Origin of the sequence: Sulfitobacter sp. OXR-159 (genome assembly GCF_034377145.1) — a bacterium.
Classification (GTDB): Bacteria; Pseudomonadota; Alphaproteobacteria; order Rhodobacterales; family Rhodobacteraceae; genus Sulfitobacter.
Window position 1 is genome coordinate 3,143,260 of the sequence record NZ_CP139707.1, and the last position, 13,576, is coordinate 3,156,835.

17 protein-coding genes are annotated in these 13,576 nt (G+C 62.0%); 12 read left to right on the plus strand and 5 right to left on the minus strand.

Going from position 1 to position 13,576, the window contains the following annotated elements:
- Window positions 1-79: 79 nt before the first annotated feature.
- Together T8A63_RS16125 and murJ are read left to right on the plus strand one after the other, a co-directional pair.
- Entirely contained in the window at window positions 80-631 is a 552-nt protein-coding gene (locus T8A63_RS16125) for a CHAP domain-containing protein (protein WP_322344416.1), read from the plus strand.
- A 111-nt stretch (window positions 632-742) separates the two neighbouring features.
- A complete protein-coding gene (gene murJ / locus T8A63_RS16130) occupies window positions 743-2,284 on the plus strand; it encodes a murein biosynthesis integral membrane protein MurJ (protein WP_322344417.1) in 1,542 nt (513 codons plus the stop codon).
- On the opposite strand, the gene T8A63_RS16135 is transcribed toward murJ, so the two are convergent.
- Window positions 2,281-2,967, minus strand: coding sequence for a rhomboid family intramembrane serine protease (locus T8A63_RS16135; protein WP_067937348.1), 687 nt, complete (start codon window positions 2,965-2,967; stop codon window positions 2,281-2,283). The two genes, murJ and T8A63_RS16135, sit on opposite strands and share 4 nt — an antisense overlap.
- Before the next feature lie 75 nt (window positions 2,968-3,042).
- Between T8A63_RS16135 and trpS the strand changes: the two genes are divergently transcribed.
- The 5 genes from trpS to T8A63_RS16160 all read left to right on the plus strand — a co-directional run bounded on the left by trpS (window position 3,043) and on the right by T8A63_RS16160 (window position 7,209).
- Window positions 3,043-4,059 carry a tryptophan--tRNA ligase gene (trpS, locus tag T8A63_RS16140; protein ID WP_322344418.1) on the plus strand — a complete coding sequence of 339 codons (1,017 nt, stop codon included), beginning with the start codon at window positions 3,043-3,045 and terminating at the stop codon, window positions 4,057-4,059.
- A 105-nt stretch (window positions 4,060-4,164) separates the two neighbouring features.
- The gene (locus T8A63_RS16145; protein WP_322344419.1) at window positions 4,165-4,635 is read left to right on the plus strand and encodes a VOC family protein; all 471 of its coding nucleotides are present in this window, start codon (window positions 4,165-4,167) and stop codon (window positions 4,633-4,635) included.
- A gap of 160 nt (window positions 4,636-4,795) precedes the next feature.
- Window positions 4,796-5,902 carry a class II histone deacetylase gene (locus T8A63_RS16150; protein WP_322344420.1) on the plus strand — a complete coding sequence of 369 codons (1,107 nt, stop codon included), beginning with the start codon at window positions 4,796-4,798 and terminating at the stop codon, window positions 5,900-5,902.
- A 9-nt stretch (window positions 5,903-5,911) separates the two neighbouring features.
- Window positions 5,912-6,484: a nitroreductase family protein gene (locus T8A63_RS16155; RefSeq protein ID WP_067940526.1), complete on the plus strand. Its 573-nt coding sequence runs from the start codon at window positions 5,912-5,914 to the stop codon at window positions 6,482-6,484.
- On the plus strand, window positions 6,475-7,209 hold the full coding sequence (locus tag T8A63_RS16160) for an EI24 domain-containing protein (protein WP_067940529.1): 735 nt from the start codon (window positions 6,475-6,477) through the stop codon (window positions 7,207-7,209). Before T8A63_RS16155 ends, T8A63_RS16160 begins: the two co-directional genes overlap by 10 nt.
- Here the strand turns inward: T8A63_RS16160 and T8A63_RS16165 are convergent.
- Both T8A63_RS16165 and mce read right to left on the minus strand, forming a co-directional pair.
- The gene (locus tag T8A63_RS16165; protein ID WP_067940531.1) at window positions 7,142-7,435 is read right to left on the minus strand and encodes a DUF1467 family protein; all 294 of its coding nucleotides are present in this window, start codon (window positions 7,433-7,435) and stop codon (window positions 7,142-7,144) included. The genes T8A63_RS16160 and T8A63_RS16165 overlap by 68 nt on opposite strands.
- Before the next feature lie 2 nt (window positions 7,436-7,437).
- Window positions 7,438-7,842 carry a methylmalonyl-CoA epimerase gene (gene mce / locus T8A63_RS16170; protein WP_067623753.1) on the minus strand — a complete coding sequence of 135 codons (405 nt, stop codon included), beginning with the start codon at window positions 7,840-7,842 and terminating at the stop codon, window positions 7,438-7,440.
- Window positions 7,843-7,969: 127 nt separating this feature from the next.
- Here mce and T8A63_RS16175 point away from each other — a divergent pair, with 127 nt between their 5' ends.
- A complete protein-coding gene (locus T8A63_RS16175; protein WP_322344421.1) occupies window positions 7,970-8,689 on the plus strand; it encodes a response regulator in 720 nt (239 codons plus the stop codon).
- A gap of 21 nt (window positions 8,690-8,710) precedes the next feature.
- Here T8A63_RS16175 and T8A63_RS16180 read toward each other — a convergent pair whose 3' ends face one another.
- A complete protein-coding gene (locus T8A63_RS16180) occupies window positions 8,711-9,433 on the minus strand; it encodes a GNAT family protein (protein ID WP_322344422.1) in 723 nt (240 codons plus the stop codon).
- Window positions 9,434-9,584: 151 nt separating this feature from the next.
- Here T8A63_RS16180 and T8A63_RS16185 point away from each other — a divergent pair, with 151 nt between their 5' ends.
- The 4 genes from T8A63_RS16185 to T8A63_RS16200 all read left to right on the plus strand — a co-directional run bounded on the left by T8A63_RS16185 (window position 9,585) and on the right by T8A63_RS16200 (window position 11,755).
- Entirely contained in the window at window positions 9,585-9,758 is a 174-nt protein-coding gene (locus T8A63_RS16185) for a hypothetical protein (protein ID WP_322344423.1), read from the plus strand.
- Window positions 9,759-9,818: 60 nt separating this feature from the next.
- Window positions 9,819-10,295 (plus strand): hemerythrin domain-containing protein, encoded by a 477-nt coding sequence (locus T8A63_RS16190; RefSeq protein WP_322344424.1) that lies wholly within the window; start codon window positions 9,819-9,821, stop codon window positions 10,293-10,295.
- A gap of 112 nt (window positions 10,296-10,407) precedes the next feature.
- Window positions 10,408-11,040 carry an MT-A70 family methyltransferase gene (locus tag T8A63_RS16195; protein WP_067623744.1) on the plus strand — a complete coding sequence of 211 codons (633 nt, stop codon included), beginning with the start codon at window positions 10,408-10,410 and terminating at the stop codon, window positions 11,038-11,040.
- Window positions 11,024-11,755: a BglII/BstYI family type II restriction endonuclease gene (locus T8A63_RS16200; protein ID WP_240791595.1), complete on the plus strand. Its 732-nt coding sequence runs from the start codon at window positions 11,024-11,026 to the stop codon at window positions 11,753-11,755. The genes T8A63_RS16195 and T8A63_RS16200 overlap by 17 nt, the downstream gene beginning before the upstream one ends.
- Window positions 11,756-11,784: 29 nt before the next feature.
- Here T8A63_RS16200 and aspS read toward each other — a convergent pair whose 3' ends face one another.
- Entirely contained in the window at window positions 11,785-13,560 is a 1,776-nt protein-coding gene (aspS, locus tag T8A63_RS16205; RefSeq protein ID WP_067623742.1) for an aspartate--tRNA ligase, read from the minus strand.
- Between the last annotated feature and the right edge of the window lie 16 nt (window positions 13,561-13,576).

Genomic DNA, 13,576 nt, shown 5'->3' on the forward strand with positions numbered 1-13,576 from the left:
CGCGCTTTGCTTTTGACATCGGATCCTCAAAATCTCTTTCAACCCGGCAGAAGCGCGGGATTGCATGAATGAGGGACATATGAGCGTCACACGCGCAGCACTGCCGAACCGGGGCCTGATGGCCCTTTGCGCCACACTTCTTTTGACGGCAGCCTGCGCCAAAGCGCCTGACATCCCGCAGCCCTATGATTTCTCAGGAATAGATCCGCAGCGCCATTTCATGGCCGTGCAGACAGCCCAAGACATGCGCGCCAAGGGCCAGCGCGTTTGGTGCGTGCCCTTTGCCCGCAATGTCAGCGGCATCCAGATTCGCGGCAATGCAGAGACATGGTGGGGCAAGGCCAAAGGGCTTTATCCGCGCGGCAATGAGCCTGTGGTCGGTGCCGTTATGGCGTTTAGCGCGACCGGGTCCATGCCCATGGGGCATATCGCTGTGGTTTCCGATGTCGTCTCACCGCGCGAAATTCGGGTGGATCACGCCAATTGGAAACGCAATCAGGTCTCGCTCAAGATGGCGGTGATCGATGTGTCCAAGGCCAACGACTGGTCTGCCGTGCAGGTCGAAAGCCAGCCCGGCGCCTTTGGCAGAACCTATCCGATCAATGGGTTCATCTACCCCACCGGGGGATAAGCGCCACCTTGCCAAAGCCAAGGGGCTAGCCTTCCGGCACCGCTCACCGCGATTGCACCGGGTAAGCGCCCGCGCTAGGGATCACCTCAGCGCAATTTAAGGCACCTTTTGATGAAACCTATCCGTCTTATGTCCGGCTTTTTCACTGTCGGTGTCTGGACCTTGCTCAGCCGTGTGCTCGGCTTCATGCGTGAGGTGCTGTTGCTGTCGCTCATTGGCCCCGGTCCGGTGATGGACGCCTTCGTCGCCGCCTTCCGCCTGCCCAATATGTTCCGCCGCTTCTTTGCCGAGGGCGCGTTCAACGCCGCCTTCGTGCCGATGTTCGCCAAAAAGCTGGAGGGCGAGGAAGGCGCTGGCAAATTCGCCCGCGATGCGTTTAACGGCTTGTCGCTGGTGGTGCTAGCGCTGACCGCTTTGGGCATGATCTTTATGCCCGGCTTGGTCTGGCTGACCGCCGAGGGCTTTGTCGGCGACCCGCGGTTCGACATGACCGTCGCCTTTGGCCGCATCGCCTTTCCCTATATCCTGTGCATGTCACTCTCGGCGCTGTTTTCCGGCATCCTGAACGCCACCGGACGCTTTGCCGTGGCCGCCGCCGCGCCGGTACTGCTGAACATCTTCGTCATCGCCGCCATGACCTTTGCCGCCCTCACCGGGGGCGAAGTCGCGCTCTGGCTGATCTGGTCGATCCCAGTGGCTGGCGTGGCGCAGCTTGCCCTGACATGGCGCGCCGCGGCCCAAGCGGGCTATCCGCTGCGCCCCTCGCGGCCCCGCTGGACCCCCGACATGCGCGCGATGATCGTCATCGCCCTGCCCGCCGCGCTGGCCTCGGGCGTGATGCAGATCAACCTCGTGGTGGGGCAACTGGTCGCCAGCCAATATGACAAGGCCGTCTCATGGCTTTTCGCCGCCGACCGCCTTTATCAGCTGCCCTTAGGCGTGGTGGGTATCGCTGTTGGCATCGTGCTGCTGCCCGACCTTTCGCGCCGCCTGCGCGCCGGGGACAACGACGGCGCGCAAACTGCGCTTAGCCGCGCCGCCGAGATTTCGCTGGCCTTGACGATCCCTTCGGCAGTGGCGCTGATGGTGGTGCCCTTCGCATTGGTTACCGTATTGTTCCAACGCGGCGCCTCGGGCGTGGATGACACCGCAGCGATTGCCACAGCGGTGATGATCTACGGCCTCGGCCTGCCATCCTTCGTGCTGCAAAAGATCCTGCAACCGGTCTATTTCGCACGCGAAGATACCCGCCGCCCCTTCTACTTTGCTGTGGTCGCCATGGTCGTCAACGCGGCTCTCGCGGTGGGCCTTGCGCCCTTCATCAGCTGGATCGCCCCTGCTGTTGCAACTACGCTGGCGGGCTGGACGATGTTTGCCTGCCTCGCCATCGGCGCGCGGCGGTTTGGCGATGCGGCCAAGTTCGACGCGCGGTTCCACAAGCGTATCTGGCGCATTCTCATGGCCTCCGCCGCGATGGGCGTCGCCCTTTGGCTGGGCAATGCAGCCCTGCAACCGATGCTGGGCCTGCCATGGTGGCGTGGTCTGGCGCTGGTGCTGCTCATCGCCATCGGCGCGATCAGCTACTTTGGCATCGGCCAGTTGATCGGCGCCTTCCGCTTGTCCGAGTTCAAACGCGCGGTTCGGCGCGGTTAACGCTGCTGCAACCGCGCCCTCAGTCGCGCCCATTCACCGGGCGCGACCAAGAAGCTCAGACCGAAGCCGCAGAAGAACCCGGCCAACTCGGCGACCCACAAAAAGCCGGTCTCAAAAAAGATGCCCCAGAAAAGCTGTAGCCCCATCAGCAGGGCGATCAGCGTGAACGCCTGATACTGCGGCCCGCCTGAGCCAAGCAGCCGCCGCCACATCACAAAACTATAGCCGCCGATCAACCCATAGACATTGGGATAGGCCCCGGCGAGCCAAACCGGATCGTTTAACAGCGCCCCATAAACCAGCGCCCCGCCGATCCCCGACAGCACAAATATCACCAGAAAGGCCATCTGCCCCATCGCCTCGGCCACCAACTTGCCCAGAGCCAACAGCAGCACGACGGCAAAGATCGCATGGGTAAAGCCCAGATGAATGAACGGATAGGTCACCACCCGCCAGATATGCTCAATCGGGTACTGGCCAGCCCCGATCATCGCGTCAAAAATCAGCCCCGAAAAGCCAAAGTCGCGCACCAGCGCCAGCCGCCAGCCTACGGCAGCAGGGCCACCGACCAGCCCAGCCTCGGCCAAGGACAAGACCACCTCAACGCCAGTAATGGCCAAAAACAACACGACAACCGCAGGCGGCAGCGGGTTCACGGGGGGCTGGAAATCAGGGTCTTGCATGGGCGCTCCTTGACGGGGTTCGCGGCCAGAAGTAAGCCTGCCGCGCAAGACTTTCCAGCCCAGAGGTGCCGCCCGATGTCCGAGACCCAATTCACCCCGCGCGTGTTTTCCGGCATTCAGCCCTCGGGCGACCTGCATCTGGGCAACTACCTGGGCGCGCTCAAACGCTTTGCAGATGCACAGGAAAAGGGCGTGCAGTCGATCTATTGCATGGTCGACCTGCACGCGATCACGGTCCCGCAAAAGCCCGAAGACCTCAAACGCAGCACCCGCGAACTTTGCGCCGGCTTCATCGCTTCGGGCATCGACCCGGAAAAGTCCATCCTGATCAATCAAAGCCAAGTGCCCGAACACGCGCAACTGGCTTGGATTTTCAACTGCGTCGCCCGCATGGGCTGGATGGGCCGCATGACCCAGTGGAAAGACAAGGCCGGCAAAAATGCCGAGGCCGCCTCCCTCGGCCTTTTCGCCTACCCCGCACTGATGGCCGCCGACATCCTGATCTACCACGCCACCCATGTGCCGGTGGGCGAGGACCAGAAACAGCACCTTGAATTGACCCGCGACATCGCGGCCAAGTTCAACCACGACTACGGCGTCGATTTCTTCCCCCTCACCGAACCGGTGATCGAAGGCGCGGCCACCCGCGTTATGTCCCTGCGCGACGGGTCCAAGAAAATGTCAAAGTCCGATCCTTCCCCCGCCAGCCGCATCAACCTGACCGATGACGCAGACACGATCGCCAAGAAATTCCGCAAGGCCAAAACCGACCCCGACGCCCTCCCGTCCGAGGCCGAGGGCCTGAAGGACCGCCCCGAAGCGCGCAACCTCGTGAACATCTACGCCGCCCTCAGCGACCAGACCATCGATCAAGTCTTGGCCGAAGTCGGCGGCCAGCAGTTTGGCACTTTCAAACCCGCGCTGGCAGAACTGGCCGTGTCCAAAATGGGCCCGATCACCGCCGAAATGCAGCGCCTGATGGCCGATGAGCCCGAGATCGACCGCATCCTCGCCCGGGGCGCGGAACAGGCCCGCGAAATCACCACCCCGATCCTCAAGCGCACCTATGAGATCGTCGGCATGGTCGGCTGACAGACCGGGGCTGCGCGCAATGCCGCACAGCCCCCCTGCCCTCCTGCGCAATTGCGCCTGCCCCCTCTCGCTGCCATCTTGACTGGAAAGCAAAAGGACCAAGCGATGAACCACGCAACCGTCGGCCATATACACCTCAAGGTCGCTGACCTTGACCGCGCCATTCATTTTTACGGCGACTTGCTGGGCTTTGCCGTGACCCAACGCTACGGCGATCAGGCGGCTTTTCTAGGCGCGGGCGGCTATCATCACCACATCGGGCTGAACACATGGGAAAGCGCGGGCGCCACCCCGCCGCCGCCAGGCCATACCGGCCTCTACCACAGCGCCTTTCTCTACCCTGACCGACAGCAATTGGCGCGCGCCCTGCGCCGGGTGCTTGAGGCTGGCATCACATTGGACGGCGCCGCCGATCACGGTGTCAGCGAAGCGGTCTACATGCGCGATCCCGACAACAACGGTGTTGAATTGTACCGGGACCGGCCCCAAGCCGACTGGCCCCGCGATGCACAAGGCGATCTCAAAATGGTCAACGCCCCCCTCGATGTCGCTGCCCTACTGGCCGAGGCAAACTGACCGCAGCGCTGCCGAAAGAGCTCCCCTGCCCCCTTCATCCTTTTAGAAATACCGAATCCCGCACCCACCCCACGCACCACCGCCCGTGTGAACCCTTCCCGCCATGGACAATCCCGCTGCCCTGCGCCACCTTCCCCGCAAGGATGAAGGGGATCACACGATGACCACAGGTTTTTTCTGGGACGAACGCTGCTTCTGGCACGCAGGCGGGAACTACGCCTTTACCATGCCGGTCGGCGGGCTGGTGCAGCCCCTCGCGGCAGGCGGCCTGCCGGAAAACCCCGAAACCAAGCGCCGAATGAAGAACCTTATGGAGGTAACGGGGCTCTTCGACGAACTCGATACCCGCAGCGCCGCCCCGGCCAGCCGCGAAGCGCTGGCACGGGTGCATCCCGAAAGCTACCTTGATGAATTCAAGCGACTCTCTGACGCGGGGGGCGGGGAATTGGGCCATGCGGTCCCCTTCGCCCGCGGCGGTTATGAGCTGGCCGCGCTGTCTGCCGGGCTGGCCATCGCCGCGGTCGACGCCGTAGCACGCGGCGATCTCGACAATGCCTATGCCCTCAGCCGCCCACCGGGGCATCACTGCCTGCCCGATCTGCCCAATGGGTTCTGCCTGCCGGCCAATGTCGCCATCGCCATCGAGGCCGCACAGGCCAAGGGGCTGGCCAAGCGCGTGGTCGTGCTGGACTGGGACGTGCACCACGGCAATGGGACCGAGGCGATCTATTATGACCGCGATGACGTGCTGACGATCTCTCTGCATCAAGAGGGGAATTACCCGATCGACACCGGCGGCCTCGCAGATCGCGGGCGGGGTGCTGGCGAAGGCTATAACATCAACCTGCCGATGCACGCGGGCTCGGGCCACACCGCCTACCTACACGCGATGGACCGCGTGGTGATCCCCGCGATTGAGGCCTTCGCCCCCGACATGATTATCGTTGCCTGCGGCTATGACGCGGCAATCGTCGATCCGCTGGCACGGATGCAGGCCACCGCCGCCACCTTTGCCGAGATGACCAAGCGCATCCGCGACACCGCCGACAAGCTCTGCGACGGCAAGCTCGTGCTGGTGCATGAGGGCGGCTATTCCGAGGCCTATGTCCCCTTCTGCGGCCATGCCACGATCGCCGCGCTTGCGGGCAGCAAGATCGACGCGCCTGACCCGATGGCGCGGTCCCTGCACGCCCGCCAACCCTCGCCCGCCTTTGATGCCTTCCTGCGCCAGTCGATTGACGATATGGCGCAGCAACTGGACCTGTAAGAGACCGCAATGCCCGTAGCTGACCCTTCCGCCCTCGCCTTTTTGCAAAACCGCCGCTCGCGCCCGGCCAAGACGCTGGGCCTGCCGGTGCCCGATGCCGAGGCGCTGCGCCCGCTTCTGACCGCCGCCGCCCGCACGCCGGATCACGGCAAGCTGGAGCCGTGGCGTTTCGTGGTCATCGACCGCGCGGCGATGGCGCGATTGGCCGAAGTGGCTGAGAAACGCGGCGCGGCCCTTGGCCTCGGGCCAGAGGACACCGCCAAGGGGCGTGGCCAATTCGATCAAGGCAACCTCGCCGTGGCGGTGATCGAGGTGCAAAAGCCCTCACCCAAAATCCCACCACTAGAGCAGACATATTCCGCCGGGGCCGTCTGCCTTGCGCTGCTCAACGCGGCGCTTGCCGCAGGCTGGGGGGCAAACTGGCTCAGCGGTTGGCCTTCCCATGACCGCGGTTTCATGGAGGAAGGCTTTGCCCTCGCCCCGCATGAGCGTATCGCGGGGATCATCCATATCGGCACCGAAACCGCCGCCCCGCCCGAGCGTCCGCGCCCTGACATCGACGAGATCACCACATGGCTGTAAACGCGATCCTGCGGTCCTTTACCCGCGCGCTTGGCCAATTGGGCGATGCGCGCTTTCGCAAGGTGGTCCTGCTCGGCGTCGGCCTGTCGCTGGCGCTGCTGGTCGCGGCGACGGCGGGCTTTGCCTATCTGGTGGATTGGGTCACCCCCGAAGACGCTTGGCTGCCGGTACTGGGCGAGGTCAACTGGCTCGATGATCTGCTGAGTTGGAGCGCGCTAATCCTGCTGATGGTGCTCTCGGTCTTTTTGATGGTGCCCGTCGCCTCGGCGATTACATCGATGTTTCTGGATGATGTGGCCGATGCGGTGGAAGAGGTGCACTACCCGCATCTGCCCCCGGCGCACCGTGTCAGCATCGGCGATGCGATCCGCGATACTGTCAACTTCATGGGCGTGCTGGTGGGGGCAAACCTGCTGGCGCTGGTGCTCTACCTGCTCTTCGCCCCGGCGGCGCTGTTCATCTTTTGGGGGCTGAACGGGTTCTTGCTGGGGCGCGAATATTTCACCCTCGCCGCGCTGCGCCGCCATGGCCGGGACGAGGCGAAACGCCTGCGCCGCCGCCATGCGGGCACGATCTGGCTGGCCGGGGTGCTGATGGCGGTGCCGCTGTCGGTGCCGCTGCTGAACCTGCTGATCCCGATCCTAGGAGCGGCGACCTTTACCCACCTGTACCATGCGTTGGTGCCACATTCGGATGCAGCCAGCCTTCGATATCCGCGACGCTGATCCAGCCCGACAGGATGATCGTGGCGCAGATCGCCCAAATGATTGCGGCCACCAGCGTGGTCCACAGCGCCTTGCGCCCCAGATGATGCTGCGCCGGTGCGCCCGCATGGGTGCCGGGCACGACCTCGCCTGCGTCCCCTTGAGTTTGCACCCGAATCGGCAGGGCGACCATGAATGTCATCGACCAGATGACGGCAAAGAGCACGAGGCCCGAAACGATCCCCATGCTCAGACCTCCTCAAGCTCGACGAGCGCGCCGTTGAAATCCTTGGGATGCAGGAACAGTACCGGCTTGCCATGGGCGCCGATCTTGGGTTCGCCCGAGCCCAGCACCCGCGCGCCGGTGGATTTCAGGTGATCGCGCGCCGCGATGATGTCATCGACCTCATAGCAGATGTGGTGGATGCCACCCGCCGGGTTCTTTTCCAAAAAGCCATTGATCGGGCTGTCATCGCCCAAAGGATGCAGCAATTCGATCTTGGTGTTGGGCAGTTCGATAAAGATCACGGTCACCCCGTGATCCGGTTCGGCCTGCGGCGCGCCGACCTTGGCGCCAAGCGCGTGGCGATACTGATCCGCCGCCGCATCGAGATCCGGCACGGCGATGGCCACATGGTTAAGACGTCCGATCATCTTGGGTGCTCCTCGTGATTTGCCCAGCTTTATGCCCGCCCGTCCGCTGAACAACAATGCGTCACGTTAACGCGTCGTTAGCCAACGCGGCGTAACGATAGCGTAGCAGATGTTGTTGGAGGCGATCATGGACGACACCGACCCTTTTGAAAGAACCACCCCCACCCCCACGGCGGAGCGACCGCTGCTGGGTCTCACCGTTTTGGTGGTGGAAGACAGCCGTTTCGCTTGCGAGGCGATGCGCCTGCTCTGTCTACGCTCTGGCGCGCGGATCAGGCGGGCAGATAGTTTGCGCTCTGCCCGGCGCCATCTACAGGTCTATCGCCCCGCTGTGGCGTTGGTCGACCTTGGCCTGCCCGACGGCAGCGGTCTGGACCTGATCGCCGAACTCACACAAAGCACGCCACGGGTGGAAACGATTATCGCCATCTCTGGCGACAGCCATATGGAGCCTGATGCCCGCGCGGCCGGGGTCGATGGGTTTATCGCGAAGCCGATTACATCGCTGTCATCCTTTCAGCAGGCCATTCTGAAAACCCTCCCCGAAGAGCGCCGTCCCGTAGGCCTGCGCGCCCTCCCTGATGAAGAGATCTCCCCGGACCGAATCGGCTTTCAAGATGACATTGCCCATATCGCGGGCGTCCTCGGCGGCGAACCGGATGAGCCCACGCTTGATTATGTCGCGCAATTCCTCTGCGGCGTTGCCCGTTCCGCGAATGACCTTAGGCTGGAAGAGGCGGCAAGGGCTTTGGCACATAAACGCGCACTCGGCCAACCCGCGGGATCAGAGGCCGCGACAATAGCCGGAATGATCCAGATCCGATTGACTGAGAAAATTGCGATTTGACCCACCCGGCAGGCAGGCCACTTAAAGCATCGGGTCGCTCGTTACACGAACAAGGCGGGTCAGATCGCCGAGCCGTTCCTTCTGTTGCCCCTGCCCGTCAAAATTACTGGGGGACAGCCAAGCTTCAAACGCCTCTTTCAGCGCGGGCCATTCCGTGTCGATCGCGGCGAACCAAGCCGTGTCGCGGTTGCGCCCCTTGACGATGGTCGCTTGCCGAAAGACACCCTCATAGCTCAACCCCAACCGCTGCGCGGCGCGGCGGGACGGACGGTTGAGCGCGTCGCATTTCCACTCGAACCGTCGGTAGCCCGCCTCAAAGGCCCATTGCATCATCAGGAATATCGCCTCGGTCGCCGCGGGGGTGCGCTGTAGGGCGGGGCTGAAGTTGATGTGGCCCACCTCGATACTGCCTGCCTCGGGCTTGATCCGCAGAAAACTTGCCACGCCCGCCCATTGATCCCGCGCGCGGTCTTTCACTGCCATGAAATACGGATCAACCTGCGCTGCACTATCGCGCACCCAGCGGTGATACTGCGCCGCCGAAGAGAATGGCCCGTAGGGCAGATAATCCCAAACGTGGTCCTCCCCCACATAGGCGGGGTAGAGCAGCGCAGCGTGTTTCTCTGCCGAAAGCGGCTCCAACGCCACATGGCGCCCGGAGAGCACCTCACCGGCGGGCCGTTGGGGCTCGGCCCAATTCTCTATCGTGGGCCCGACAGGGCGCGGGTCTGATCTGCTGTTCATAGCAAAGTTATGCACCGCGCTTTACAGGCCGCCAAGATGAATAAACTTGAATTAATCCCACCAGACCCCAGTCTTGGCATCCCGGCTACACATTCATGCCACATTCAGCCTGCAGCATTATGCTAAACGCAAGCGACCCCCGGAGGGTGAGATGACCCAGCACCACGCCAAGGAAAGCGTCAAACCCGCAAAGCCGGTCGATTGGATCGTCGTGGGCGCGAATGTTCTGGGGCTGGTGGTCGTTACTTTGGCGGCATTTCACGCCCAAACAGGCGGGCTGTTCCAACAGGTCGCCAGCCAAGCGGCGAAGGGCGCGGTCTTCTAGGGCGGGAACCTGCCGGTGGCTTCGGCGTTACCCACAGGTAACACCAAAGGATTTTTCCCCATGCCCTCCATCTATGACGCGATCAAAGAAGATCATGATGAACACCGCGCCATGCTCAACACCATTGCCGACACCGAAGGCGACAGCGCCGAGCGCCGCAAGGCTTGGGACCGTTTTTACCATGACGTGAAATCCCACGCCGCCGCCGAAGAAGAGACCTTTTATTCTACGCTGATGTCCGAAACATGGGGCCAAGATCACGCGCGCCATTCGGTTCACGAACACCAGCAGCTTGACGATATCATGGAAGAGCTGCGCGAAACCGATATGTCGTCCTCTGCTTGGCTGACTCGTTTCAAGCAACTCAAGCATGACTACGAGCATCACATGGACGAGGAAGAAGACGAGCTTTTCACCCGCGCTAAGAAGGTCATCGGCGAGGAACATAACGACGCCTTCGGCGACAAGTTCCTGAAGCGTAAGGAAAAGGAAGCCAAGCTCATCGAGGAAAAGCGCGAAGACAGTCTTGAGGATTGACCGGACACGCTCTTACCTGATAAACGTGTTCTCTTAACGTTCTTGTGGATATCCAGCCCCTCTGGGCAGGTAGCGGTTGCAAGAAAGCCCGAGGAAACGCAATATATTGGATATGAGCGATAATCCATCACAAGACCTACGCGACTTTCTGGGCAAAGATCGGTTTGGATGCGTCATGGCGGACCCGCCGTGGCGCTTCACCAACCGCACCGGCAAGGTCGCGCCCGAGCATAAGCGCTTGGCCCGTTATCCCACGATGACGGTTGATGACATCTGCGCCCTGCCCGTGGCCGATCACCTCGAAGACCGCGCGCATTGTTACATGTGGGTGCCGAACGCGCTGTTGCCCGAGGGGCTGCAGGTGCTCAAGGCTTGGGGATTTGAATATAAATCCAACATCATTTGGCATAAAATCCGCAAAGATGGCGGCAGTGACGGGCGTGGCGTGGGGTTCTATTTCCGCAATGTGACCGAAATTTTGCTGTTCGGCGTGCGCGGCAAGAACGTACGCACCTTAGATGCCGGGCGGCGCCAGGTAAACATGATGCAAACCCGCAAGCGAGAGCATTCGCGCAAGCCGGATGAGCAATATGACCTGATCGAAAGCTGCTCTTGGGGCCCCTACCTCGAACTGTTCGGGCGCGGTGTCCGCGAGGGCTGGACCGTTTGGGGCAATCAGGCCGAGGCGGATTACAAGCCCGATTGGAAAACCTACAGTTACAATTCCAGTGTCGCGGCTGAGTAATCTGGCGCGGCGCATCGACGACGCGGTGTTCGACGATGAAAGGCTCGTCGAAGACCTGCTGCCCGTCGATCTGCGCGATCGCTACTCCGTCACCAGCTACCGCAGCGCAGCCGCCGTCTTGCAACAGCGTGCGCCGGAAGAACTGGCCGCAATCATCCGCGTGCTGCGTCAGTTCACCATCAGCCGCAATGAAATCCGCGCGCCGGGAGGCAACCGCATGTCGGCCACGACCCGGTTCGCCCAATATGCGGCGGCCGAGAATTTCCACGAGGAAGTGCGGATCAAGGCCGACTTGCTGGTGCAACTTACCGCTGGCAAGGGCGACAGTGCCCCCGAGGTCGACCGCATCATCCGCGAAGACTTCATCCACAACCATATGGTCGACTTTTGGCGCAGCCGCGTGGCTTTCGACTATGAGTGGAACAGCAAAGACCAGACCTACGACCGTGACCTCTATGCCTTTCGCAGCTTTTTTGAAGCGGGGGTGATCGACGTTGGCGTCATCGTGACGCGCGAACTATCGAACGGGTTTTTCAAATCGCTCGGCAATTGCTTGGACAAATTCGGCAATGAGACCGACAAGACCGTAAGCGCAAAGTTCGGGGCCAGCACCACCGGCACCCATAAGCTTATCAGCCGCATCGCCGCCGGGCGCAGCGGCGGCTGTCCAGTTCTGGTGCTGGGCATCCTACCGGGCAATATCACCCCCGACTAAGCCGGGGGCGACATTTCACTCAGAAAGGATCACTCCTGCGGGATGACCCGCAAGCCCAGTTCCATCAGCTGATCGCTGGTGGGTTCAGAAGGCGCGTTCATCATCAGGTCTTCGGCACGCTGGTTCATCGGAAAGAGGATGACTTCGCGGATGTTCTGCTCTTCGGCCAGCAGCATGACGATCCGGTCGATACCGGCAGCACAACCACCGTGGGGCGGGGCGCCGTATTGGAATGCATTAACCATGCCGCCAAAGCGCTTGCGCACCTCGTCTTCGCCATAGCCCGCGATCTCAAACGCCTTGAACATGATCTCGGGCTTGTGGTTTCGGATCGCACCCGAGACCAGCTCATAGCCGTTGCAGGCGAGGTCATATTGATAGCCCAGCACCTTGAGCGGATCGCCCTGCAGCGCCTCCATCCCGCCCTGCGGCATGGAGAAGGGGTTGTGCTCGAAGTCGATCTTGCCGGTCTCTTCGTCACGCTCGTAAATCGGGAAATCGACGATCCAAGCAAAGGCAAAGCGGTCCTTATCGGTGAGGTTCAACTCCTCGCCGATCACGTTCCGCGCGCGGCCTGCGACTGCTTCAAACGACTTCGGCTTGCCACCAAGGAAGAAGGCGGCATCGCCGACACCCAGATCCAACTGCTGGCGGATCGCCTCGGTGCGCTCGGGACCGATGTTTTTGGCCAACGGGCCAGCCGCCTCCATCCCGTTGCCCTGATCCCGCCAGAAGATATAGCCCATGCCGGGCAGACCTTCTTTTTGAGCAAAGGCGTTCATGCGGTCACAGAACTTGCGGCTGCCGCCTTTGGGCGCGGGGATCGCGCGGATTTCGGTGCCATCCTGCTCCAGCAGCTTGGCGAAAATTGCGAAACCGGAATCGCGGAAATGGTCCGAGACCACCTGCATCTTGATCGGGTTGCGCAGATCGGGCTTGTCCGAGCCATACCACAGCGCCGCGTCTTTGTAGGAAATCTGCTCCCAGGTCTCATCGACCTTTTTGCCGCCGCCGAACTCTTGGAAGATGCCTGCGATCACCGGCTGGATCGTGTCGAAAACGTCCTGCTGGGTGACAAAGGACATCTCCATGTCGAGCTGGTAGAAATCGGTGGGCGAGCGGTCGGCGCGCGGGTCTTCATCGCGGAAGCAGGGCGCGATCTGGAAATACTTATCAAAGCCCGAGACCATCAGCAGCTGTTTGAACTGCTGCGGCGCCTGCGGCAGGGCGTAGAACTTGCCCGGGTGCAGACGGCTGGGCACGAGGAAGTCGCGCGCACCTTCGGGGGAAGACGCCGTGATGATCGGCGTCTGGAACTCACGGAAGTTCTGATCCCACATGCGCTTGCGGATGGAGGTCACAACGTCGGAACGCAGCGCCATGTTCTTTTGCATCTTCTCGCGACGCAGGTCGAGGTAGCGATAGCGCAGGCGCGTCTCTTCGGGGTATTCCTGCTCGCCGAAGACCTGAAGCGGCAATTCAGCGGCGGAGCCTAGCACTTCGATGTCGCGCGCATAGACCTCAATCTCGCCGGTGGGCAGCTTGGGGTTCACAAGGCTTTCGTCCCGCGCCTTTACAGTGCCATCAATGCGCACGCACCATTCCGCGCGGACCTTTTCCATCTCGGCGAAGGCCGGGCTGTCAGGGTCGCAGATGACCTGAGTGATCCCGTAATGGTCGCGCAGGTCCAAAAACAGCACACCGCCGTGGTCCCGCACCCGGTGCACCCAGCCGGACAGGCGCACAGTGTCACCCTTGTTCTCAAGGCTCAGATCGGCACAGGTATGGCTGCGATAGGCGTGCATGATGGTCCCTTCCTAG